Source organism: Methylobacterium sp. 190mf, assembly GCF_900107945.1.
Classification (GTDB): Bacteria; Pseudomonadota; Alphaproteobacteria; order Rhizobiales; family Beijerinckiaceae; genus Methylobacterium.
In genome coordinates, this window is the sequence record NZ_FNVI01000001.1 from 118064 (window position 1) to 138942 (window position 20879).

Genomic DNA, 20879 nt, shown 5'->3' on the forward strand with positions numbered 1-20879 from the left:
CTCCGCCCGTGATGACGGAGCGGGCTGCATCGACCGCAGGCCTGAACCGGAGACCCTACGACATGGCCCGCCGCCTGACCCTCGCCGTCGAGCGCTTCCCGATCGCCGGCGCCTTCACGATCTCCCGCGGCAGCCGCACCGAGATCGCCGTCGTAGTGGCGACGATCGCGGACGGCGACGCGGTCGGGCGCGGCGAGTGCGTGCCCTATCCGCGCTACGGGGAGAGCGTCGAGAGCGTCAGCGCCCTGATCGAGGGCCAGGCGGAGGCGATCGCGGCCGGGATCGGGCGGGACGCGCTCATGACCCGCATGAAGGCGGGCGCCGCGCGCAACGCCCTCGATTGCGCGCTGTTCGACCTCGAGGCGAAGCGGCAGGGCCGTCCCGCCTGGGAGATCGCGGGTCTCGCCGAGCCCCGGCCGGCCATCACCGCCTACACGCTGAGCCTCGGCACGCCGGAGAGCATGGCGGAGGCCGCCCGCAAGGCCGCCCACCGGCCGCTGCTCAAGGTCAAGCTCGGCGGGGACGGCGATCCGGAGCGCATCGCCGCGGTGCGGGCCGGCGCGCCGGAATCGCGGCTGATCGTCGACGCCAACGAGGCGTGGCGGCCCGAGAACGTGGAGGCCAACCTCGCGGCCTGCCTGCGAGCGGGCGTCGCGCTGCTCGAGCAGCCGCTGCCGGCCGACGCCGACGCCCTGCTCGCCGAGATCCCCCACCCGGTGCCGGTCTGCGCCGACGAGAGCCTTCACGACCGCGCCGGCCTCGACGCGCTGGCCGGGCGCTACGACGCGATCAACATCAAGCTCGACAAGACCGGCGGCCTGACCGAGGCGGTGCTCCTCGCCCGCGAGGCGCGGGCCCGGGGGCTCTCGATCATGGTCGGCTGCATGCTCGGCACCTCGCTGGGCATGGCGCCGGCGGCCCTGCTCGCCAACGACGCGGAGTTCGTCGACCTCGACGGGCCGTTGCTGCTGGCCCGGGACCGTGACCCGCCGCTGCGCTACGAGGGCAGCCTGATGCACCCGCCGATGCCGGACCTCTGGGGCTAGGGCCCGCGGCGGGGCGGTTGTCGTCCGCGGTCCCGAGAGGGTCCCGCGCGATGTCCCGGAGGCGCCACCCTGTGGAGATCCCGGGTGCGGAGGATAGGGATCGCCCCGCCTGTCACCGGCAGGGCCTCACAAAGGGTTTGGGATTAGGTATACCAGAAGGCTTGCCTTCCGCTCGCCCGGCTGCCATCCATCGCACGTGCGCTTGGGGCCGTGGCGTGGACGCGCTGTTCCCAGCAGCCAGACAACACACAGCAAGTCTCAATGCTGGGGAGGACCGACGTGGCCAAGAACATCCTGATCCTGGGGGCCTCCTACGGCTCGCTCCTGGGCACCAAACTCCTGATGGCCGGTCACAACGTGACCCTGGTCTGCCGGCGGAAGACCGCGGACCTGATCAACCGCGAGGGGACCGAGGTCCGCATCAAGCTGCGCGACGAGAAGGAGCACCGCGCGATTCACTCGCGCGATCTGCCCGGCAAGGTCGACGCGATGCCGCCGGAGGACGTCGACGTGTCGCGCTACGACCTCGTCGGCCTCGCCATGCAGGAGCCGCAGTACAACAACCACACGATCCGCGTCCTCATGATCAAGATCGCGGCGGCGAGGCTGCCGTGCCTGTCGATCATGAACATGCCGCCGCTGCCCTACCTCAAGCGGATCCCGGCGCTCGCCGCCATGGACCTCGAAGACGCCTACACCAATGCCGGCGTGTGGGACCGGTTCGAGCCGGGTCTGGTGTCGCTCTGCTCCCCCGATCCGCAGGCCTTCCGGCCGCCGGAGGAGGAGGCGAACGTCCTCCACGTCGGCCTGCCGACGAACTTCAAGGCCGCGACCTTCGCGGACGAGGCCCATAACCGGCTGCTCCGGGAGCTTGAGGCCGACATCGACGCCGTGCGCCTCGACGGGCACGACGTGCCGGTGAAGCTCAAGGTGTTCGACTCGCTGTTCGTGCCGCTGGCCAAGTGGTCGATGCTGCTCACCGGCAATTACCGCTGCATCACCCCGGGCGAGCCGCAATCCATCCACGACGCCGTCCACGGCGACCTGGCGCGCTCGCGGGCGATCTACGACCACGTCGACGGCATCGCCCGGAAGCTCGGCGCCGACGCGGCCGACCAGGTGCCGTTCGAGAAGTACGCCAAGGCTGCCGAGAGCCTGCTGAAGCCGTCCTCGGCGGCGCGGGCCGTGGCGAACGGCGCGCCCTACATCGAGCGGGTCGACCTGCTGGTGAAGCTCATCTCGCACCAGCTCGGCGAGCCGAACGCCGAGATCGACCGCACCGTCGAGACCGTCGACCGCAAGCTCGACGAGCGCATCATCGAGGGCTGACGGGCGCTGCCCTCGCTTCGCTCCGTCATCACGAGCGGAGCGAAGTGACCCGGGGCGGCGCGCCATCGGTCGGCGTGGCGCCGCTGGATTGCGTCGCTGCGCTCGCAAAGACGGTGGCGAGGTCTCCAACCGGAAACGGTATCACTCCGCCAGATCCAGAAAATGGCGCCCCTGGCGGTCGTCGATCTCGACGATCCAGAGATCGGAATCGAACCGGATCTCCTTGGTCAGGCGCTCCTCCACGTCGAGCGGGCTGCCGCCGGTGACGATCGCGGCGAAGCGGCGGTCGCCGCTCTCCTCGGCCTCGAACAGCGCTTGCGGCGCCGGTCCGTAGAGGTCGGCGCTGCCGTCGAGCCGATCGACCTTCACGAAGATCGCGCCCGCCTCCGCGGATCCGCGCCGGCGCAGCGCCGCCGGGATGCCCGCGACGTCGAGACGCCGCAGATGGGCCGAGACCCAGAAATCGGAGCGCAGGCGCATGCGTCTGTAGCCCTGTGAATCGCGCGGCCCGCGCCGCGGGCGGGCGATCCGGCGCGGCGGTCGGCCCCTGAAACCCGGCCGGTTGTGAGCGGCGCAAGCCCCGCCATGCGCGAAAGCGCCGGCACGGGCAAGCGCGGATGCGCGAAGCCGCACGTTTAGAGCAAACGGCTCAGCGCGGCGAATAATCCGTCAAAAAATCCAGTATTTCTCGGGATTAAAAAAGAATTGAACGATGTGCGTCAGCGCACATCTATAGTATTTTCTGCTGCCTAACTGAGCAAAGGGCGCCCGAATTCGCATGCCACGATGATTTGAGGAGCAATCCGATGCGGAGAATGACCTCGCTCGCGACGCTGATCGTCGCCTGCCTGTGCTTTGCTGTGCCGTCGGCCCACGCCCGTCCGGAGACGCTCATGGATTTACTGGGCCACCGCGACTCCGCGTCCTGCCCGCGCTACCAGCGGACGCCGAGCGATGCCTGCAACATCGTCGTGCACCGGCCCGGCGGTAATCCCACGCAGGACATGACCGGATCGATCGGCCACGCGAAGTCCTGGCAGGCCAATGGCGGCCCGCGCTGCAAGACGATCTGCCGGTTCACCGGCACGCAGTACTGAGGGTCGCGCTCTCACGACGACCGGCGCCCGCACCGCTTCCGCGGTGCGGGCGCCGCTTCCGTGCCGCTAGCCGTGGCCCGCCCGCGCCATCAGCTCGCGCAGGGTCCGGCCCGTCGCCTCTCCGGTCACCGGCAGCTTGGCGCCGCGCTCGAACTTCTCGATCGCCGCGCGGGTGCCGGGGCCCATCGCGCCGTCGGGCTTCACCGCGTAGCCGAGCTTCGACAGCGCCTTCTGGGCGCGCAGCACCGGATCGCCGTCCTTCTCGGACTTTGCCGCCTTGGCGTCCGTCTCCTTCGCGGCCGGCTTGGAGGCCGGCCGAACCGGCGACGCCTTCGGGGTGACCGAGGCGGTGGTCTCCTCGGACCGGATCAGCTCGCCGATCGCGTCCCGGGCCGCCGGCTTGGCGGGGACCGGCGCGGCGGCGCGGTCGGCCTCGATGACCCGCACCGGATCCCGCGCGGGTTCCCGGAGGGCCTCCCTGGCGGCCGGCGCCGCCTCGCGGGGGGCGGGCGCCTTCTGGGCGAGCTTCGGCAGGATCGGCGCCGGATGGCGCCCGGTCTGGTAGCCGAGGGCGTTGACGCAGACGAAGCCCGCCGCGCCGAGGGCGACGAGGCTGCCGAGAACGGCGCCCGGGCTGGTCCGGCAGGTGGCGCCCGTCGCCTTCACCGCGCCGACGAGCACGGCGCGCCAGTCGCCCTGGACCGCGGGGCGGCGCGGCGCGGCGCGGCGCGCGCGGCCGGGTTCGCCCGGTACGGTGATCTCGCGGTAGCCTGACATCATGTCTCCTTCCGGGGATCTTCGGGTCAGCCGGTGCGGCGCAGGACCGGGTCGGCCGGGGCCGCGGCGAGGCCCGGCTCCGCGTCGAACAGGCCGAGCGGCAGGCGCACCACGCGGCGGGGCGCCGGGGCGCCGCGCACGGCCGTGCGGATCGGGGCCGGGCCGTGGGCGGCCGCGGGGGCCTGGCAGACGAGGGGCAGGGTGACGGTCACCACCGTCCCGGCCTGGGGCGCGCTCTCGATCAGCAGGGAGCCGCCGTGGAGGCTGACAAGGCCCTGGACCACCGACAGGCCGAGGCCGGTGCCCTCGTGCTGGCGCTTGTAGCCGCCGCTCCCGGCCTGGAAGAACGGTGTGCCGAGCTTGGGCAGGTCGTCCGCGCCGATGCCGACGCCCGTATCGGCCACGACGATGTCCAGGGTGCCGGCGCCACGCCGCAGGGACAGGTCGATGCGGCCGCCCGCCGGGGTAAACTTCACGGCGTTCGAGATGAGGTTGATCAGCACCTGCCGGCAGGCGGCGGGATCGGCCGTGATCTCCACCGGTCCCGACGGGGCGGCGGTGACGACGACGCCGGCGGCGTCGGCCTTCAGGCGCATCATGTCGCAGCAGGCCCGGAGCAGGTCCGCGATGTCGAACGCCTCGGGGGCGCAGTCGAAGTTGCCGCTCTGGATCCGGCTCATGTCGAGCAGCGTGTTGACGACGCCGAGCAGGTGGTGGCCGGAGGCGCCGATGATGCCGGCATATTCCCGCGCCTGGACCGGTCCGAGGCTGACGGCGCCTTCGCCGGCGAGGACCTCGGAGAAGCCGATGATCGCGTTGAGCGGCGTGCGCAGCTCGTGGGTGACGTTGGCCAGGAACCGGCCCTTGATCGCGTCGGCCCGCTCGGCCTCGGCGCGGGCGCGCTCCAGCTCGACGGCGTGCCGGTGGTGCTCGGTCATGTCGCGGGTGACCGCCACGACCGCCGTGGCGGCGTCGTGCGCGCCGTGCTCGATCCGGTGGGCGCGCATCTCGGCGTAGATCAGGCTCGCGCCGTCGGCGCGGCCGGTCTCGGGCTCGACGTGCAGGCGCAGGGGCAGGGTCGCGGGCCGGCCGGTCGCGGCGACGTCGCTCACCGCCTTGAGGAAGGCCGGGCGGTCGGCGACGTGGACGCGCTCCAGCAGGCCGTGGCCGCGCAGGCGGGCCGGGGCGCTGCCCAGGAGTCGGACGGCCGAGACCGAGGCCTCCAGCACGCGGCCGTTGCGGTCGTGCCAGGTCACGAGGTCGTCGATCGCCGAGAGCAGCAGCCGGTCGCGGGCCTCGTTGTCGCGCAGCCGCTCGCGCCAGACGCCCTCGTTGCGCATGTGCTCCAGGGCCTGGGCGGCGACGTGGCCGATCGCCGTGATGGCGAAGGCCGGCAGGGCGATCGCGGCCGAGATATCCATGACCGGCAGGGAGCCGGCCCAGGCGCCGAGGGCCACCACGGTCAGGACGCCGAGGACCGCCATCGCGGCGGCCGCGATCGTCGCGCGGAGCGAGCCGGAGACCAGCGCCTCCAGGGGGATCGCCACGAGCCAGACCGCGGCGGGCGAGGTGACGCCGCCGGTGACGCCCGCCAGGGCGACGACGAGGCCGGTCAGGCCCGCCGACGAGACCGCGTGGGCGACCCAGAGGGAGCCGGTGCGGGTGAGGAGGACGGCGGCGAAGACCGGCAGCAGCAGGCTCGCGATCGCCAGGACCTCGAAGCCCGACGGCACCCCGCGCCACAGCAGGTAGGGCGGCAGCCCGGCCATCATCACGGCGCCGGTCGCCAGCCGCGACACCAGGAAGCGCTGGTGGCGCGCGCGGGCGGCCGGATTGTCGGCCGCGGATTCGTGGACGAGGCGCGCGAGCCGGTCATCGATCAGCGACGTCAGGACGGTCTTGATGGTCAAGGTTGGCACGCGTCGCGCTGGCTGCGTTCCCGCATCCGTCGCGCCTCCGGTTCGACTTCGAACGACTACCGGACGGTCGCAGAGCCGGCTTAAACGAGTGTTGCGGGACTTGTCCGAATGGTCGGGATGCTTTCCGCGAGGTAACCAGCCGATCGCGAACAAGCTTCATTCACCATCGTGCGGGAAAGCTCGGGTTGGTAGAGGCCCGGTTCACGAAATCCGTCGAATGCTTCGCGCGATCTCGAGCGGAGAAACCGTTCCATGACCGTCCTGCTGCGCGCCGCGCTGGTGATCGGCGTGCTCTCCTACTTCGCCATGCTTCGCACCGGAGCGGACCCGGCCGCGGAGGCCCGCAGGCTCGCCGGGGCGGTCCCGAGCGCCCAGGCGGTCGTGCCGGCCGCCCTGGAGGCGGTACCGCCCGAGACCCGGGAGCGGGCGGTCCGCGCCGTGCTGGCCCGCGGCCTGATGGCGGAGCTGAGCCGCCGCGCCGCGGAGGCGCCCTCGAACGACACCCTGCAGGAGACGGACCGGCAGCCCGCTTGGCGGGGCGCCGATCCGGAGAGCGATCCGCAGAACGATCCCCGGACCGGGCCGCGCTGACGGCCGGCCGGTCAGCCCGGCTCCCCGCCGCTCGCCGTCCGGGCCCGCGCCGGCAGGGGCGGCCGCTGCGCGGCGACGCGCTCGGCGCCCTGGCGCAGCTTGGCCTCCGGGCCGTGTGCCGGCTGATGGGCCTCGCTCCGACCGCGCTCGGCGAGCGGCCGGTCGAGGATCGCGGCGATCAGGTCCCGCGAGGCCGGACGGCTCACGGTGCGGAACAGCCGGACCAGATCGGCGACGCGTTCGGCCGAGCGCGCCACCCCCTGGTTGAGGGTCAGGAAGATGTAGACCGCCTCCTCCTCGTGCAGGCCGGCGGCCCGCAGGCCGAGGGTCAGGAGGTCGTAGCGGGTGCCCGCGTCGGCGACCACGGTCAGGAAATCGCGGGGCAGGCCGAGCCCGTCGGCCAGCGCCGCCATGAAGGCGGGAACGTCGCGAGCGGCGGACAGGCCGGTCAGGGTCTCGCCGAGGCCGCGGGGCGGCGGCGGGCAGGGGCGCAGGGCGGCGGTCGCCTCGACGGCCCGGCCGATCACCGTGCGGCGCATCGGGTCGGCGTGCAGGTACAGGGGCACGAGGTCGGCGGCCGAAACGTCGGGCCGGACCAGCAGCAGCCGGGCGAGGTCGGGGGCGGTGCGGCCGCGGTCCACGAGCCGCGACAGGGCCGCGCCCCGCAGGGTGTGGCCGAGATTGGCCGCCAGCGCGCGGTCGATCTCGGGGCGGCCCTCGCGGGAGAGTTCGTCCACCGCCTCCCGGCTCAGCCCAGCCCGGGCGGCGATGCGGGCGGCGATGTCCGACCCCTCGGCCAGGGCCGCCTCGATCAGGCGGTGGCTCAGGGTCGGGGCCAGCTCCACCACCGCATCGCGGGCACCGCCGCCGCGCAGGGCGAGCGCCTCCAGCACCGCGGGCGGCGTCTCGGGGCAGGGGGCCAGCTTGCGGGCCACGACCCGGGCCGTCTCCTCGTCCACCGTCGGGATGAGTCCGCAGGCCAGGGACTCGAAGATCTCGATCTCGGTCCGGTCCCGGGCCGCGGCCCGGACGAACAGGTCCGTCTGAACCCGGAGGATCACCGGCTTGAGATCGAGATTCTCGATGCGTGACAGTTCGAGGAGCCCGGACAGGTCCGGCGGAGCATCGACGGAAGGGGGCATGGAGGATCGGTTACGCAAGACTGCAGTAAGGTCACGCTAACCGCATCGACGTGAATCGACCTTTAAACCGCCTCCGCGGCGACCGTGCCGTCCTGCGCCAGGATGGCACCGGCGCGGTCCCGCCCCGGCCGGACCGTCAGCGCATCCGTCAGCGCGTCAGCCAGAGCACGAGGCCGAGCCCCACGGCGGCCGCGACGATGATGCCGGCGTAGAGCGGCAGGACCCAGGGCTGCCGCTGGTGCGGGTAACCCTTGGCCGCCCGCTCCGAGGGCGCCCGCTCGTTCTGCCGGGCGATCCGGACCTCCCGGGGCGTCGGCGGCGTCCCGCCGGCCTCCTCGCAGGTCCCGAGCGGGGCCGCGCCGATATCCATGTGCGGGGTCTTGTCGGCGGTGCGGCCGCTGTCGATGTCGCCCTTGAGCTGCGCGGCGGTCGGCGCCTCGGAATCCGGCGGCGGATCGCAGGGCAGGTTCGCGGGCGGTGGCGGGGTCTCGGATCGCAGCGTCATCGGGGGGCTCCACTCTCCGGGGGTAACGCCCGGTGAGCCCCGCCGGCTTCGGCCAGGATGTCGCGGATCTCAGCCGTCTCCGGTGCCCCGCTTCAGCAGCGGCCGCGCGAGCACGGTCCCTTCGTCGGCGAAGCCGGCGGCGGCGCAGAAGGCGCGCAGGGCGGCCTGGTCCGGCCCCGCGGCCAGGAGCAGCCGGTCGCAGCCCGCCTGCCGCGCCGCCCGGCCGGCCGCCTTCAGCAGGACCCGACCGATGCCCCGGCGGCGCGACTCGGCGGCGACCGCGAGGCCGGTGATCAGGCCGAAGGGCCGCGGCGCGTCCAGCGTCCGCACGGGGGCGACGGCGATGAGGCCACTCGGCGGCCCCCATTCCACGGCGACGAGGGCGATGCCGCCTTCCCGCTGCAGGGCCTCGAGCCGGGCCGCGAGGTCCGCGGCGCCGACCGCGACCCCGACCTCGCTGAGCAGCGCCGCGAGACCCGCGGCGTCCGGCCCCGCGGCGGCGCGGATCTCCAGCCCGTAGCGATTGCCCAAATCCCGCTCCCGATCGGCATGTCCGGCGCATGCATGTCCGGCGGTTCAACGCGTGGCGACGCCTCTCGACACGGCGCGTCGCGCTCCTGAGGCTCAAACGCGGCGCCATCCCGCAGATCGCGATCACCGCGGGATCGGCTCCGTCGCGCGCGGCGCCGTCGTGATGCGGCGCGCGCGGAACGCGCCGGGCCGTCCGCGCTTTGCTCTCCCGTCGGCGGATCGGGGAGCGCGCAGCATGGCGGGGCGGGTGACGGATCGAGCCTCCGAAGGGGAGGCCGGCCAGGCGCGGCCGGAGACAGCGCCGGCGCCCGAGGGGCCGGGCCCGCGGCCCGGCATGACCGAGGCAGAGGTCGGGCCGGAGATCGGGGCGGAGGCCGAGGCGGTCGAGCGGCACAAGGCCGAGACGGAGATCGCCGCGGGCGACGTGGCCGACGACCTCGCCGATTTCGCGTAACGGACCGGCGCGCGGGTCGCGCGCCGGCCGGTAACCACGAGCCCGGGCGTTGCCGGGCTCAGGCCGGGCTCAGGCCGTCTCCTTGGCCTTGCGGGTGCGGCTGGCGCGCTTCGGCTTCTCGGCCACTTCCGCGACGGGCTCGGGCTCGGGCGCCGGGGCGGCGGACTTGCGGCGCTGCTGGCCGAGGCCGAGGCTGCGGGCGAGTTCCGAGCGCTGGGCCGAGTAGCTCGCGGCCGTCGACGGATAGTCGCGCGGCAGCCCGAAGCGCTCGCGATACTGCTCGATCGTCAGGCCGTTGCGCGACAGGTGCCGCTTGAGCGTCTTGTACGGCTTGCCGTCGATGAACGAGATCAGGGCGTCCGGCGTCACCGACTTGCGGATCTGGGCCGGCGTCGGCTTGTCGGCCGCCTCGGTGACCGTCGCCGTGGGGGCGGACAGCTTCGTCAGCGCGGCGTGAACGCCGGCGAGCAGACCGGGCAATTCGCTGATCGGCACGGAATTGTTCGAGACATACGCCGAGACGATGTCGGACGCCTGCTCGATAAAGGTCTGCTGCTGCTCAGTGGCGTTGTCGTCCATCGATGATTCCCTCTATCCGACCGTCGTGAGACGGTTCTAACGTCTGTGCAGCAAAATCAAGTCGTCGTCGAGCATTTCCCTACACAATGCCCCCGCCATGAACACGCATATTATTCAAACCGTGGGTCGAGCTGAAATCGACCGTCGAGCAAACCGACACCCCGGAGCCGAAGTTGGACGAGACCGGGCGACGCGGACGGGCGCCGGTTATGCCTTCCGCCGCGATCTCGCCGCGGGCTTCCTCTGCGAAGATCCGTCTCCGGTCTGATGAGAGGCGCAGAACTTCACGCGGCGGCCCGCCGCGATGTCCCGTGAGCCTTCGGGACGGGACGAACGTTTCGGCCGGACTGTCACGTGATCTGCCGCGGACCGGTCATGGCCTCGGAGGCGGCCGGGCGATAAGGATCCGGGCGGGGCAGGATCCGGGGCGATCGGCGTGGACCAGCAAGGGGATCACCAAGTGGATCAGCAAGTGGATCAGCGCTCGGAGACGGGCACCGTCTTCGGCGCCATCATCCCGTTCGTGGATCACTGCGGGATCGAGGCGCTCGACGTGCGCGCGGGCCGGACGCGGCTGCGCCTCGCCCTGCGGCCGGAGCACGCCAACAACCTCGGCATCGCCCATGGCGGCGCGCTCTGCACCCTGCTCGACGTCGCCCTGGGGACGGCGGCGCGGCTGCGGGCGGGGCGCCCCGTGGTGACCCTCGACATGCAGACCCGTTTCCTCGCCCCCGGCCGCGGCGTCCTGACCGCCGAGGGACGGGTCACCCGGGCGGGGCGGTCGGTGATCTTCTGCGAGGCCGAGATCCGCGACGAGGCCGGGGAGCTGGTGGCGACCGCCACGGGGCTGCTCAAGCCCGTCGGCGAGCGGCCGGCGCTCGCGTAGGGGCCGCGTAGGGGCCGCGTAGGGGCGTTGTCGCCGGTCGGGACACCGGCGCGGGAGCCCTGCGCGCGAGCCCTGCGCGCCCGTGCGGGGCCGCGACCGCATTGACGTGCGCCCGGCAGGGTGGAAAAGCCTGTGTCATGACGATGCCGGACGACGCGCGCGCAGCCCTGGCTGCGCCTCCCTCCGAGGCCGACGTGACGGCCATGAAGTCCGAGGCCGCGGCGTGGTTCGAGACGCTGCGCGACCGGATCGTCGCCGCTCTGGAGACCCTCGAGGCGGAGGCGGCGGGCCCGTTCCACCCCGACGCGCCCGAGGGCCCCGGGACGTTCGAGAAGACCCCGTGGAACCGGACCGACCATACCGGGCGGCCGGGCGGCGGCGGCGTCATGGCGATGCTGCGGGGCCGCGTCTTCGAGAAGGCCGGCGTGCACATCTCGACGGTGCACGGCGAGTTCGCGCCGGAATTCCGCGCCCAGATGCCCGGCGCCGCCGAGGATCCGCGCTTCTTCGCCACCGGCATCTCGCTGATCGCCCATCCGTGGAACCCGCACGTGCCGACGGTGCACATGAACACCCGGTTCGTCGCGACGACGCGGGCGTGGTTCGGGGGCGGGGCCGACCTGACGCCGGTGCTCGACCGGCGCCGCACGCAGGACGATCCGGACAGCCGCCACTTCCACGCCTGCCTGGCGCGGGCCTGCGCGGCGCACGGCATCGACCACGCCCGCTACAAGGCGTGGTGCGACGAGTATTTCCACCTCAAGCACCGGAACGAGCCGCGCGGCATCGGCGGGATCTTCTACGATTACCTCTGGAGCGGGACGCCGCAGGCCGACCTCGCCTACACCCGCGACGTGGGCCGGGCCTTCCTGGAGGCCTACCCGAAGATCGTGCGCGACAATCTCGGCACGCCCTGGACCGAGGCGGACCGCCACGAGCAGCAGGTGCGGCGGGGCCGCTACGTGGAGTTCAACCTGCTCTACGACCGGGGCACGATCTTCGGCCTGAAGACGGGCGGCAACGTCGCCTCCATCCTCTCCTCGATGCCGCCGACCGTGCGCTGGCCGTGAGTGCGGGTCTGCCGGCCGCCTACGCGCCGCAGCAGGACGCGGCGCTGAAGGCGATCGCCGCGTGGCGGCGGGACGGGGGATCGCAGGTGTTCCGGCTGTTCGGCTATGCCGGCACCGGCAAGACGACGCTCGCCCGCCGGATCGCCGAGGATGTCGACGGCACGGTGGTCTACGGGGCCTTCACCGGCAAGGCGGCCTCGGTGATGCGCCAGAAGGGCTGCTACGACGCCGCCACGATCCACTCGCTGATCTACCGCACCAAGGAGGCGGAGGAGGGCGGGCCGACCTTCACGCTGAACCGCTCGGGCCCGGCCGCCAAGGCGGACCTGATCATCATCGACGAGTGCTCGATGGTCGATTCCGACCTCGGCAACGATCTCTTGTCCTTCGAGCGGCCGGTCCTCGTCCTGGGCGACCCGGCGCAGCTGCCGCCGGTGCGCGGCGGCGGCTTCTTCACCGAGGCCGAGCCCGACGTGATGCTCACCGAGGTGCACCGGCAGGCCAAGGACGACCCGATCGTCCGCATGGCCATGACCGTGCGCGAGGGCGGCCGGCTGGAGCTCGGCAGCTACGGGCAGAGCCGGATCGTGTCGCGCCGCGCCCTGGATCCGGCCGAGGTGCTCGAGTGCGATCAGGTGCTGGTCGGCTTGAACAAGACCCGCCGCCTCTACAATGCACGGCTGCGGGAGCTCGCCGGCCACACGGACCCGATGCCGGCGATCGGCGAGAAGCTGGTCTGCCTGCGCAACGACCGGGTGAAGGGCCTGCTCAACGGCTCGACCTGGACCGTGCAGGCCCTGCGCGCGCCGCCGCGTCCGGACCTGATCCGCCTCGACGTGGTGCCGGAGGACGACCCGGCGCTCCGCCGGAAGCCCACCGACATCAAGGTGCTGCGCGCGATGATCTCCGGCACGGACGAGGAGATCCCGCTGTTCCTGCGGCGCGAGACGGACGAGTTCACCTACGGCTACGCGCTGACGGTGCACAAGGCTCAAGGGTCGCAGTGGGATCGGGTCACGCTGTTCGACGAATCCTACGCGTTCCGCGAGCACCGGGCGCGCTGGCTCTACACCGGCCTGACCCGCGCGGCGCAGGCGATCACCGTGGTGGTCTGATCCGGCGCCGCGCGACGTCTCGCTTGTGAAGCGGGACCACGCGTGCTACGCACCGCCCGTCTCATCGAGGCACCTTGCGGAGAGGTGGCAGAGCGGTTGAATGCACCGCACTCGAAATGCGGCATGCCTGCAAGGGCATCGGGGGTTCGAATCCCCCCCTCTCCGCCAGTTTCTTCCTGAAACCGCTTATTTGACAGTATGTTAGCGGTTTCCATGTGATCTGTGCCTACAGTGATACCTACAATTCGCCCGCACTGGCTGCGCGAGCGGCGTTCGCAGGTCCGGACATCATCCGGCAAAGCTCGGCCCGTACCGTCGAGCTTGTCGGCGGCCTAAGCCCCCGCCGGCCTTCCACGCTCGTCCGTAGACGCGCCCCTCAAGCTGTCGGGGCGGGCGTGAATTTCCCTGGGCTTCCTGCTGACCGCACCGGATGCGCGGGCAGCCATCTTCAGCGTAGGTGACATCCTCGAACCGAGGAGGATGCGATGGTCTACGTGCTCATCATCATGCTGGCTGGATCCGGCGCGTCGGTCGGATCCGTCGAGTTCAACACCAAGGAGGCGTGCCAAGCGGCGTCGAAGGCGATCGCCGACTCCGGCCGTCCGTTTGCTGGCGCCTCCGCGATTACAGTGTGCGTCGCGAAGGGGTAGGCCCGCGCCGGATGCTTGAGCAGCATTCGTGAGGGGGCGAAGTTCCGGCGCATTCGCCACAGCTACAAGCATTACCCGTCAGCATACTTGTATGGTGTCGGCGCGCCGGGAGGGGGCGGTCTGCCGGCTGTCCACGTCCGCCCTTTGGACCCCCCAGGCAAGCTGGGCGGGCGTGGATGCCAAGGGGATCGCGAAGCGCTACCCCCCTTAGCCGTCGCCAAGTTGGCGAACCCTAGGCGAGCAAGTCGCAAAGTTGGCGACTTGCCCGGCAGCAACTGACAGATTGTCGGCTGCTGCCGAGTCGCCAGCTTGGCGAGACGGTTCATGTGGCCAAGTTGGCCGCATGATCCGACGTTGGCGAAAAATTTGCGGCAACGTCTCACCGCCCGGCCGCCAGCGAGGGCAGGTCCGCCCGAGCTGCCAGAGCTTCAGCCAGCCGCACTCGATCCCGTGACCGAGCGAGGGCCGCGTCTGCGTCAGCCATCAGCAGCTCGTGCCGGAACAGGTCGAAGCGGGCGAGCCGGAGCATCCGGACCGCGAGGAAGGCGTAGATTAGGCGCATTGCCGCGCCTCCCAATAAGCCTTCACATTGTCGCCCGCGTCTTGCTCCGCCCAATCGAACGTTAGGGCGATGCGATGCCGAAGCATGATCGCGTCGGCGCTCTGAAATTGCACGCCCTCGAACGACTCGTGCAGGTCGTACAATTCCGCGTCGATTTCGTCCGCAACCCTTCTGCTCTCGCAGTAGGTGTCCCATTCGGGGATAGTGTCCCGTTCTAGGTGGCGGTCGCCGATAAGATGCTCGGCAGCCTTGAGCCAAGCCTCATAGAACGGATGCGACTCAGCCCATAAGCGGTCGTATTCGTTCAGCATCGCAACGATGCGGGAGGCAGAGGCGAGGAACCGGGTCTCGTCTGAGCCGAGGGCGGCGATGGCAGGCAGGGAAGCCAGCGGGGCCGCTAGGATGGCGCCGAGGGCGGCGCGGCGGGAGGAGGTCATCACTGAATGCCCTCCTGCGCCGCCTTGCACGCCTGCCGGTAGTAGACATCCAGCCGCTTGCCGGCTTCCATCAGCGGCACAGCGATGGTGTTGAGCATCGCGTTGTCGATCTGGTGGTCACAGCCGGCCACGATGGATAGAAGCTGCCCGTATCGGAACACGTCCGCGATATCGCCCTCCAGCTTCAAGAGGGGGTGCAAGGCGGGATTGCGCTCCTTCATGACCGCACCCTCCCGTAGTTGGTGCCGTCGAAGCCGGCGACCGCCGTGGCGATCTCATGAACGTCGCCGTCTTCCTCGGGATCGTGGGGCTCGTCCTGAACGTCACCGCCGTGCTCGTTCTCGGCTTCGAGGTCGGCGCCGTCCTCCAGGTCCGCGTCGCCGTCCATGGCGTCGAGGAGGTCGATCAGGCCGCCGATCAGATCCTCGACCTCGGTGCGGGACAGGGCGCGGATGCCGTGAGGGAGGGGCTGCGCAAAATTGCGCGGACCATGCTCGGCGGTCCGCATCGCGCGGATGGCCTGTGTGACCGGTCCTACCTGTGCTGAAGGCAAGCGCGGGCGTTCACCGCCGCCGAGGGGCGGTGTAGGGTGGTGGATAGCCATGAACAGCACTCCTGGTGCAGTTGGTGGTTAGGGCCGGTGCGGGAGCTACTACCTTCCCGCCGGCTCGCTACTGTGCTATCACGGTTGGTATGTGGATGCAAGAAACCTTGCTAGCAAAGAAACGTCGTGGTCCAGCCCCGACCGGCAAGGGGACGCAGATCGTCGTCCGCATGCATGCCGATCAGCTCGGGCCATTGGATGCCTGGATTGAGGCCCAGCCTGAGCCGCAGCCCTCGCGACCGGAAGCCATTCGTCGGCTCGTCGAAGAAGCCTTGAAGGCGAAGCGATCATAGGTGACGCATGAGCGAGCCCGAGCCTGACGCAGACTTTCGCGAGCGCCTGCTGCGCGAAGTTCCTGACGGCGATCGGGACCTCGTCATTGAAGCGTCGGGCAAGCAACTGGACGCGCTGGGTCGCAAGTACGACGTGTACCGGACAGGCGTGCCCTTGGAAGGGTTCGATGGGTTTGAGGACGGCGGCGCCAAGGATGAGGATGACTGACTTCAGGGCAGTACGATCTCCGGTGATCCGCCAAGCCCAAACCGAGCACCTGAAGCAAAGGGCTATCTGAAGTGAATGTAGAACGCCTGGAAGCAGGCTTGCTGGTTTTGTCGTAGCGTTCGTGTCGGCCACTGTGCTCAGCCCGATCAGCGATGGAAACAGCCAATAGGGGGTTGATGTGAATTTTGGATTACATTTAAAAATTGCGGTAGCTGGTGGGTCTATAGCTATAGCAATCAGCACACAAGTCCTTTCTGCGGACGATCCAGAGTCGAAAAAGAGCGCCATGGTTCCTGTTTTCGCAGTGGCGCGCTTTGCCTCCGAAAGTTGTCCTTCGCTTACTCAAGACGAGATGGGCATACGGGCCGCAATTGCTGTTTTTGGGGTGTCGCGTGATGATGTCATGCGTGACCCCGTTCATCGAGCAAAATATGAAGCACTGCTCGCTCGCTATAGATCGGATCCCGCAAAATATTGCCCAATTATACGTGCGAGTTTTGGACCTAATGGGGCCGTACTTCCCGACATAGTTCGCATCAAATGACCTGGAGATACTTGGGCGGCCATTGAGAGCAGTTTGATTGCAGGCTCGCGTCATCGCGGACCCGCCATTCCTGTGCCTTGCCGCCCATTGGCGGACGAGCTGCAGGCGCTTGAAAATTACTACTCAGGATCTTGTCTCGAGCCTTTCCAGTCAACACCAAGCAGTACCCCAAGCACAAGCATCAGGACTTGACTCAAGCTGCCAATGAAACTCGAAACACCGGGATGTTCGCCCGGCAATGCCTCGACTACAGATAGTATCGCAATAATTACAACGAGTGCAGCGAGTGCAACTAAAGCTAGCGAAGCTTTTTGTGATCTATTTTCAAATTTTATACGACCAAATCGCCATAGAGGAATTTCAATCGTTAGCGGAGAAGCCTCTTCGCCTGGTTGAAGAGGGGGCGAGGGTTCTGAGGCTGGCCCCGGGGTATCTATCTTGCGCGGCATTCAGGCGGCAAGCTGCGCAAAGTGATCACGGATCTCTTTGATTTCGAGGCGTTCATTGCGCATGCCAGAATTCGCCGCCCGGTGTCTCGCCAAAGACCATGGCGCACCGATTTTGTGGGTCATGTCAGACAACTCTCGACCGGAGAATTGCTTATAGTTGCTCCATACCCACGCAATCGTTTCTTCCGCCGCGGGATCGTCGACAGGCTGCGGGGCAATGATCATTCTTTTTAGTTTTTCGTTCCAAGTGTATGCAAATCGCCGTATTGGCTGATCTTTGTACTCCCTAAATTCGTAATAGACCGTCGGAACTACAGGTCCATAATCCCAGGCCTCGAAGTACTCATTGATAAGAGGCTGCCCATCCCTTTCGGCCACGAAATAGCCGTTGGCATAGTACAAAAGCTTTTGAAGCTTCATAGGATCAATGGGAGATCCATCTCGATTGGCCAGCGTTATGAACGCATTTGCCACCTGCTTCGCTTTGTACGGCATGGCAATTCTTACGCTCCGAACCGCAGATATTCCATCGCACGGACTTCCGCCGCGAGCTATCGATTTCAACAGCATTTTCACAGCGATCAGGCTGCTCATATCTCGCTCATGGTGGTAGCGCTACTGCTGGGCCCCATCCCCCGGGATGCCGTTCGGCAGCATCAGTCCCTTGGCCGCTAGCGGCAGATCCTGCTTCGTACAGACCATCTCATTCCACCACGGGTCGCCCCGGGTGTCGCCGACGTGGCCCACCTGCCAGACCTTATAGATGCCGTCCGCAGCTAGGCTGAGCAGGCCCTTCTCAAGCTCGACGTTCTGCGCCGAGTCCCGCGTCGTCGGGCTGAACGCCGCCCGCTGGATGCTGCTCTCGTTGATGTGGATCCGGCTGCCCGGGTAGATCCTTGGGTTCAGGAGGCACCGGACGATCACACCGCCGAGCGTCTGCTCAGGTAGACCCACCATCCCGGTTTCCGAGTTCATCTCGATCACGCCGCCCGGCAGAGTGCTCCCGCTGTTCAGCACGGTCAGCATGTCGTCCTGGATGTGCCACGTGGCGCCCGCGGCCTCGCAAACCTCCCTGAGGAGGTCGTGGGTCATGCCGGAGAACACGTAGTTCCGGGGGAACTGCCGAGAGCCAAGGTTGTCCATGGTCCCGGGCTTCACGCCGTGCTCTCGCATAGCCTTCACGGCGAGCTGCAGGCGATCGTTCAGGGTGTGGCCCTTCGCCAGCGCCTCGTTGGTGATTGCGTAGTTGCGTGCGTCCTCGGAGGACGTAGCCAACACGTGTACGTAGCTGTCGACCACGTTTTCACGACCGGCGCGGACCTGGATGGCCTGCCCTCCGAAGATCTTGCCCGAGGCGCCACGATAGCCGGCGTACAGCTCGACGCGGCCCTTCTCCTTCTGCATCCGCGCCAGCGTCTGCGCCGAGAGGTTATAGATGTAGATGTTCGCGTGGTGTGGCGTGCTGGATAGGGCTTGGTGTGTGTCGAACCGGACCTTGAACCCACGGCCCGTGTCGTCGCCCGACAGCTCAACGCCATTCACGACGACGCGCCATTCGCGAAGGTATTGCAGGGTCATCGGATTGCCGTCTGGATGTTGCGGAGGGCGCTCTGGTTGACCCGGCCAGCCGCGCGCTCGAACTGAGATGCGTTGCTTGCGGGGTCGCCGCCGTGGATGTGCACCGTGGTCTGCGGCTGCATGGTCACGGTCGCACCGGCATTGTTCGTGGTGGTCGTGATGCTGCCGGCACCCATGGGCTGCCCGGCGATCTTGTTCACGTCGAACCCGCCGGGCGACATGTTGAGCTTCGGCATGCTCGGCACGGTGATCTGAGGCTTCGCGGCCATGGCATCCGCCGCCGTGACGGGCTTGCCGGTCAATAGGCCCTTCGGGTCGATGAGGTTGCCGCTCCGGTCCCGCGCCTCGAAATGCAGATGCGGACCGGTCGACCGTGCATCCTTGGCCCGAAGCGCCGCGATCACGGCGCCGGCCGCCACCTCGGATCCGTCCTTCACGGAGGCATCGACGTGCCGATAGGTGGTGCTGCTCCCGTCGCCCGCCGTGATCGTCACATCGCCCGAGCGGCCGATCGACACCTTGCCCCCCTGCATCGCCGAGACGGGCGAACCAGCGGGTGCGGCCAGATCCACGCCGTTGTGCATCCTGCGGCCTCCGCTGATCGGGTGGTTTCGCATCCCGTAGTCGGACGTGAACCGGCCAAGGCCGCCGAGCGGATGGAAGCCGCCGGAGACCTGCGGGGCATTGGAGATGGTCGGGGCATTCGGATTGAAGCCGCGATAGTGCGCGCTGCGCTCGGCAATGGCCCGATCATGATTGGCCGGGTTCTCGTAGTTCTTCACAAGGGCCCCGATCATCGCGCCCTCGTCATCGCCGGCAAGAGCCTGCCGCGTTCTGCTGAAGCGCGGGTTGTTGTTGATCTCCCAGACGGCTGCCTTCACTTGCTCGCCGATGGGTAGCTGCCAAGGATACTTCCCGAACTTCGCCTTGATCGCCTCCGACCGCTCGGGATCCCACTGCCCGATCCCGCCGGACATGTGTTTGTTGTCCCAGTGATAGTCCGCCGGATTGCGAAGGCTCTCGCCGGAGAAGTTGGCGATCAACGCACGGGCGGCCTTGTCGGAGAGGCCTTCAGCGCGCGCGGCGTCGTAGGCGGTCTTCTGGTTATCCGCGAGCCTGCCGCTCGCGACGGTGGCGCCACCGCTCGGCGCATCCTTACCGCCGAGCCACTTAGGCGCATGCCGCTGCCAGGCATTGCGCGTGTCCACCGGGCCGCTGTCGAGGGGTACACTGCCGCCACCCGTTGATGCCTGCGCTGAGCCTACTGCGCTGCCGCCGGCATACTTGAGGAACTTCCAGAGAGGACTTTCGAAATAGGTCAACGCCTTCCAGAAAGCGCTGTCCTGGATCCACGCAATGACGCGCCACACGCCCCGCATCCCGTCTGCGAGGTTGTTCATGGCCGTCGCCCAAGCCTCAATCCGCTTGGCGCCTTCCTCGCCCGAGAAGCCTTGAATGAAGCTCTGGACGCCTTCGGTGGCCGTCTGCGCCAGCTCGCCGACCTTACTGAAGAAGCCGTTCAAAGCGGGGGCGTTGTCGGTCATGAAGCGGCCGACCGACGCCACCAGCCTGTCGAGCACCGGCAGCAGGTTCAACAGCAGGGCCTGACCAGCGACGCCGATCTGCATCCCCATGCGGCGTAGGGTCTGCTCGAGGTGCTCGGACTGCTTCGCGGCTTCCTGGCTGTTCAGCCCGACCGTCTTCAGCGTGCTCTCGTATTCTGCACGGAATTGCTTGATCTCGGCGCGGTGCTTGTTGAAGGTCTCGAACTGCTCTTCGCTCAGGCCAAGGACCTCGGCCATCTGTGCACCGGTATGGTATGGGTGCTTGGTCGAGATGGCATCGATGGTGTCCGACAGGATGTCGAAGGTGTCGCGAGCCTTGCCGCCCTGCTCTGTGGCCACCCCAAGACTTCGAATGAAACCACCGGTCAGGTTCGTCCGCATCTGACGGGCGAAGGACTCGATAGCCGAAGTGGCAGAGGCGCCAGTGCTGCCGACCTGAGAGAAGGCGTACTGCAGGCTTTGGATGTTCTTCACCGAAGCGCCCGTGCGCTGCGACGCAAAGTACAGGTTGTCGAAGGCGCCGACGACCTTGGCGAGCGCCGCTCCTACCGCGAGCCCCATGGTCCCCGCGGCGAGCGTGATCGCTGTGAGGCCCCGAACCATGGTCTCGCTATGATGTTTCGTCGCCTTCTCGCTGGCCTCGATCGCCTTGACCTTCTGAGCCTCGGCGTCCGTGATCTTCTTCGCGGCTTTGGCCGCCTCTAAAGCCTCGCGAGCCTGCGCGGCCTCTACTTCGAGCGCATACCGGACGGCGGCCTTGGCGCCCTCTGCCTTGGCTTTGGTGATCCGGTCCTCGGCGTCGCGGACCGCCTTCTCAAACTTCGCGTAGCTGCCCTCGGCACGAGACCGCGAAGCATCGTCGGCCTTGAAGCTGACACTCGCGAAGAAATCAGCGATCGTGAAACCAGCCATCAGGCCGTCCTTTCAATAGTCGCCGGCCGCGGGCCA

General features: G+C 68.7%; 23 protein-coding genes and 1 tRNA gene. 10 read left to right on the forward strand and 14 right to left on the reverse strand.

The genetic code is table 11. From position 1 onward, the window contains the following. Positions 1-62: 62 nt before the first annotated feature. Both dgcA and C4T42_RS00550 read left to right on the forward strand, forming a co-directional pair. The gene (gene dgcA, locus C4T42_RS00545; RefSeq protein ID WP_103984559.1) at positions 63-1046 is read left to right on the forward strand and encodes an N-acetyl-D-Glu racemase DgcA; all 984 of its coding nucleotides are present in this window, start codon (positions 63-65) and stop codon (positions 1044-1046) included. A gap of 279 nt (positions 1047-1325) precedes the next feature. Continuing rightward, positions 1326-2375, forward strand: a complete 1050-nt coding sequence (locus C4T42_RS00550; protein WP_091980370.1) for a 2-dehydropantoate 2-reductase N-terminal domain-containing protein — start codon at positions 1326-1328, stop codon at positions 2373-2375. Between the two features lie 141 nt (positions 2376-2516). On the opposite strand, the gene C4T42_RS00555 is transcribed toward C4T42_RS00550, so the two are convergent. Beyond that, positions 2517-2855 carry a DUF1491 family protein gene (locus C4T42_RS00555; RefSeq protein WP_103984560.1) on the reverse strand — a complete coding sequence of 113 codons (339 nt, stop codon included), beginning with the start codon at positions 2853-2855 and terminating at the stop codon, positions 2517-2519. Between the two features lie 326 nt (positions 2856-3181). Between C4T42_RS00555 and C4T42_RS00560 the strand changes: the two genes are divergently transcribed. Next, positions 3182-3472: a hypothetical protein gene (locus C4T42_RS00560; protein WP_026604620.1), complete on the forward strand. Its 291-nt coding sequence runs from the start codon at positions 3182-3184 to the stop codon at positions 3470-3472. 66 nt (positions 3473-3538) lie between these two features. Here the strand turns inward: C4T42_RS00560 and C4T42_RS00565 are convergent, their stop codons facing one another. Both C4T42_RS00565 and C4T42_RS00570 read right to left on the reverse strand, forming a co-directional pair. Further along, positions 3539-4252: a peptidoglycan-binding domain-containing protein gene (locus C4T42_RS00565; RefSeq protein ID WP_244603145.1), complete on the reverse strand. Its 714-nt coding sequence runs from the start codon at positions 4250-4252 to the stop codon at positions 3539-3541. A 23-nt stretch (positions 4253-4275) separates the two neighbouring features. Continuing rightward, the gene (locus C4T42_RS00570; RefSeq protein WP_103984561.1) at positions 4276-6168 is read right to left on the reverse strand and encodes a PAS domain-containing sensor histidine kinase; all 1893 of its coding nucleotides are present in this window, start codon (positions 6166-6168) and stop codon (positions 4276-4278) included. Between the two features lie 252 nt (positions 6169-6420). Between C4T42_RS00570 and C4T42_RS00575 the strand changes: the two genes are divergently transcribed. After that, positions 6421-6759: a hypothetical protein gene (locus C4T42_RS00575; RefSeq protein ID WP_103984562.1), complete on the forward strand. Its 339-nt coding sequence runs from the start codon at positions 6421-6423 to the stop codon at positions 6757-6759. A gap of 11 nt (positions 6760-6770) precedes the next feature. On the opposite strand, the gene C4T42_RS00580 is transcribed toward C4T42_RS00575, so the two are convergent. The 4 genes from C4T42_RS00580 to C4T42_RS00600 all read right to left on the reverse strand — a co-directional run bounded on the left by C4T42_RS00580 (position 6771) and on the right by C4T42_RS00600 (position 9970). After that, on the reverse strand, positions 6771-7901 hold the full coding sequence (locus tag C4T42_RS00580; RefSeq protein ID WP_020091136.1) for a DUF2336 domain-containing protein: 1131 nt from the start codon (positions 7899-7901) through the stop codon (positions 6771-6773). 148 nt (positions 7902-8049) lie between these two features. Continuing rightward, the gene (locus C4T42_RS00585; RefSeq protein WP_020091135.1) at positions 8050-8406 is read right to left on the reverse strand and encodes a hypothetical protein; all 357 of its coding nucleotides are present in this window, start codon (positions 8404-8406) and stop codon (positions 8050-8052) included. Between the two features lie 69 nt (positions 8407-8475). Beyond that, positions 8476-8937 (reverse strand): GNAT family N-acetyltransferase, encoded by a 462-nt coding sequence (locus C4T42_RS00590; protein ID WP_020091134.1) that lies wholly within the window; start codon positions 8935-8937, stop codon positions 8476-8478. Between the two features lie 523 nt (positions 8938-9460). Continuing rightward, positions 9461-9970, reverse strand: coding sequence for a MucR family transcriptional regulator (locus tag C4T42_RS00600; RefSeq protein ID WP_020091131.1), 510 nt, complete (start codon positions 9968-9970; stop codon positions 9461-9463). Positions 9971-10442: 472 nt separating this feature from the next. Between C4T42_RS00600 and C4T42_RS00605 the strand changes: the two genes are divergently transcribed. The 5 genes from C4T42_RS00605 (at position 10443) to C4T42_RS31810 (ending at position 13691) form a co-directional block, all read left to right on the forward strand. After that, entirely contained in the window at positions 10443-10856 is a 414-nt protein-coding gene (locus C4T42_RS00605) for a PaaI family thioesterase (protein ID WP_020091130.1), read from the forward strand. A gap of 137 nt (positions 10857-10993) precedes the next feature. Continuing rightward, on the forward strand, positions 10994-11926 hold the full coding sequence (hemF, locus tag C4T42_RS00610) for an oxygen-dependent coproporphyrinogen oxidase (RefSeq protein ID WP_020091129.1): 933 nt from the start codon (positions 10994-10996) through the stop codon (positions 11924-11926). Next, entirely contained in the window at positions 11923-13041 is a 1119-nt protein-coding gene (locus tag C4T42_RS00615; RefSeq protein WP_012321591.1) for an ATP-dependent RecD-like DNA helicase, read from the forward strand. Before hemF ends, C4T42_RS00615 begins: the two co-directional genes overlap by 4 nt. A gap of 78 nt (positions 13042-13119) precedes the next feature. Continuing rightward, positions 13120-13209: transfer RNA gene (locus C4T42_RS00620), tRNA-Ser, on the forward strand. 317 nt (positions 13210-13526) lie between these two features. Beyond that, positions 13527-13691 (forward strand): hypothetical protein, encoded by a 165-nt coding sequence (locus C4T42_RS31810; RefSeq protein ID WP_173009321.1) that lies wholly within the window; start codon positions 13527-13529, stop codon positions 13689-13691. Between the two features lie 379 nt (positions 13692-14070). Here C4T42_RS31810 and C4T42_RS00625 read toward each other — a convergent pair whose 3' ends face one another. The 4 genes from C4T42_RS00625 to C4T42_RS00640 are packed head-to-tail and all read right to left on the reverse strand — an operon-like array spanning position 14071 to position 15294. Then, positions 14071-14253 (reverse strand): hypothetical protein, encoded by a 183-nt coding sequence (locus tag C4T42_RS00625; RefSeq protein ID WP_056532220.1) that lies wholly within the window; start codon positions 14251-14253, stop codon positions 14071-14073. Then, positions 14244-14690, reverse strand: coding sequence for a hypothetical protein (locus C4T42_RS00630; RefSeq protein ID WP_103984563.1), 447 nt, complete (start codon positions 14688-14690; stop codon positions 14244-14246). The genes C4T42_RS00625 and C4T42_RS00630 overlap by 10 nt, the downstream gene beginning before the upstream one ends. Then, positions 14690-14911 carry a hypothetical protein gene (locus C4T42_RS00635; protein WP_103984564.1) on the reverse strand — a complete coding sequence of 74 codons (222 nt, stop codon included), beginning with the start codon at positions 14909-14911 and terminating at the stop codon, positions 14690-14692. Before C4T42_RS00635 ends, C4T42_RS00630 begins: the two co-directional genes overlap by 1 nt. Continuing rightward, positions 14908-15294 carry a hypothetical protein gene (locus tag C4T42_RS00640; protein WP_146073978.1) on the reverse strand — a complete coding sequence of 129 codons (387 nt, stop codon included), beginning with the start codon at positions 15292-15294 and terminating at the stop codon, positions 14908-14910. Before C4T42_RS00640 ends, C4T42_RS00635 begins: the two co-directional genes overlap by 4 nt. A gap of 300 nt (positions 15295-15594) precedes the next feature. Here C4T42_RS00640 and C4T42_RS00645 point away from each other — a divergent pair, with 300 nt between their 5' ends. Further along, on the forward strand, positions 15595-15795 hold the full coding sequence (locus tag C4T42_RS00645; protein WP_103984566.1) for a hypothetical protein: 201 nt from the start codon (positions 15595-15597) through the stop codon (positions 15793-15795). Between the two features lie 993 nt (positions 15796-16788). Here the strand turns inward: C4T42_RS00645 and C4T42_RS00650 are convergent. The 3 genes from C4T42_RS00650 to C4T42_RS00660 are packed head-to-tail and all read right to left on the reverse strand — an operon-like array spanning position 16789 to position 20843. Beyond that, on the reverse strand, positions 16789-17382 hold the full coding sequence (locus C4T42_RS00650) for a type II toxin-antitoxin system antitoxin SocA domain-containing protein (RefSeq protein ID WP_103984567.1): 594 nt from the start codon (positions 17380-17382) through the stop codon (positions 16789-16791). A 21-nt stretch (positions 17383-17403) separates the two neighbouring features. Then, positions 17404-18366, reverse strand: a complete 963-nt coding sequence (locus C4T42_RS00655) for a hypothetical protein (protein ID WP_103984568.1) — start codon at positions 18364-18366, stop codon at positions 17404-17406. Continuing rightward, positions 18363-20843 (reverse strand): M23 family metallopeptidase, encoded by a 2481-nt coding sequence (locus tag C4T42_RS00660; RefSeq protein WP_103984569.1) that lies wholly within the window; start codon positions 20841-20843, stop codon positions 18363-18365. The genes C4T42_RS00655 and C4T42_RS00660 overlap by 4 nt, the downstream gene beginning before the upstream one ends. Positions 20844-20879 lie beyond the last annotated feature (36 nt).

What these genes read in the sequence shown, in the direction of transcription:
- dgcA (WP_103984559.1), top strand. Translation starts at nt 63, where the DNA reads ATGGCCCGCCGCCTGACCCTCGCCGTCGAGCGCTTCCCGATCGCCGGC.
- C4T42_RS00555 (WP_103984560.1), bottom strand. Translation starts at nt 2,855, where the DNA reads ATGCGCCTGCGCTCCGATTTCTGGGTCTCGGCCCATCTGCGGCGTCTC.
- C4T42_RS00560 (WP_026604620.1), top strand. Translation starts at nt 3,182, where the DNA reads ATGCGGAGAATGACCTCGCTCGCGACGCTGATCGTCGCCTGCCTGTGC.
- C4T42_RS00565 (WP_244603145.1), bottom strand. Translation starts at nt 4,252, where the DNA reads ATGATGTCAGGCTACCGCGAGATCACCGTACCGGGCGAACCCGGCCGC.
- C4T42_RS00575 (WP_103984562.1), top strand. Translation starts at nt 6,421, where the DNA reads ATGACCGTCCTGCTGCGCGCCGCGCTGGTGATCGGCGTGCTCTCCTAC.
- C4T42_RS00580 (WP_020091136.1), bottom strand. Translation starts at nt 7,901, where the DNA reads ATGCCCCCTTCCGTCGATGCTCCGCCGGACCTGTCCGGGCTCCTCGAA.
- C4T42_RS00585 (WP_020091135.1), bottom strand. Translation starts at nt 8,406, where the DNA reads ATGACGCTGCGATCCGAGACCCCGCCACCGCCCGCGAACCTGCCCTGC.
- C4T42_RS00600 (WP_020091131.1), bottom strand. Translation starts at nt 9,970, where the DNA reads ATGGACGACAACGCCACTGAGCAGCAGCAGACCTTTATCGAGCAGGCG.
- hemF (WP_020091129.1), top strand. Translation starts at nt 10,994, where the DNA reads ATGACGATGCCGGACGACGCGCGCGCAGCCCTGGCTGCGCCTCCCTCC.
- C4T42_RS31810 (WP_173009321.1), top strand. Translation starts at nt 13,527, where the DNA reads ATGGTCTACGTGCTCATCATCATGCTGGCTGGATCCGGCGCGTCGGTC.
- C4T42_RS00625 (WP_056532220.1), bottom strand. Translation starts at nt 14,253, where the DNA reads ATGCGCCTAATCTACGCCTTCCTCGCGGTCCGGATGCTCCGGCTCGCC.
- C4T42_RS00630 (WP_103984563.1), bottom strand. Translation starts at nt 14,690, where the DNA reads ATGACCTCCTCCCGCCGCGCCGCCCTCGGCGCCATCCTAGCGGCCCCG.
- C4T42_RS00635 (WP_103984564.1), bottom strand. Translation starts at nt 14,911, where the DNA reads ATGAAGGAGCGCAATCCCGCCTTGCACCCCCTCTTGAAGCTGGAGGGC.
- C4T42_RS00640 (WP_146073978.1), bottom strand. Translation starts at nt 15,294, where the DNA reads ATGGCTATCCACCACCCTACACCGCCCCTCGGCGGCGGTGAACGCCCG.
- C4T42_RS00645 (WP_103984566.1), top strand. Translation starts at nt 15,595, where the DNA reads ATGAGCGAGCCCGAGCCTGACGCAGACTTTCGCGAGCGCCTGCTGCGC.
- C4T42_RS00650 (WP_103984567.1), bottom strand. Translation starts at nt 17,382, where the DNA reads ATGAGCAGCCTGATCGCTGTGAAAATGCTGTTGAAATCGATAGCTCGC.
- C4T42_RS00655 (WP_103984568.1), bottom strand. Translation starts at nt 18,366, where the DNA reads ATGACCCTGCAATACCTTCGCGAATGGCGCGTCGTCGTGAATGGCGTT.
- C4T42_RS00660 (WP_103984569.1), bottom strand. Translation starts at nt 20,843, where the DNA reads ATGGCTGGTTTCACGATCGCTGATTTCTTCGCGAGTGTCAGCTTCAAG.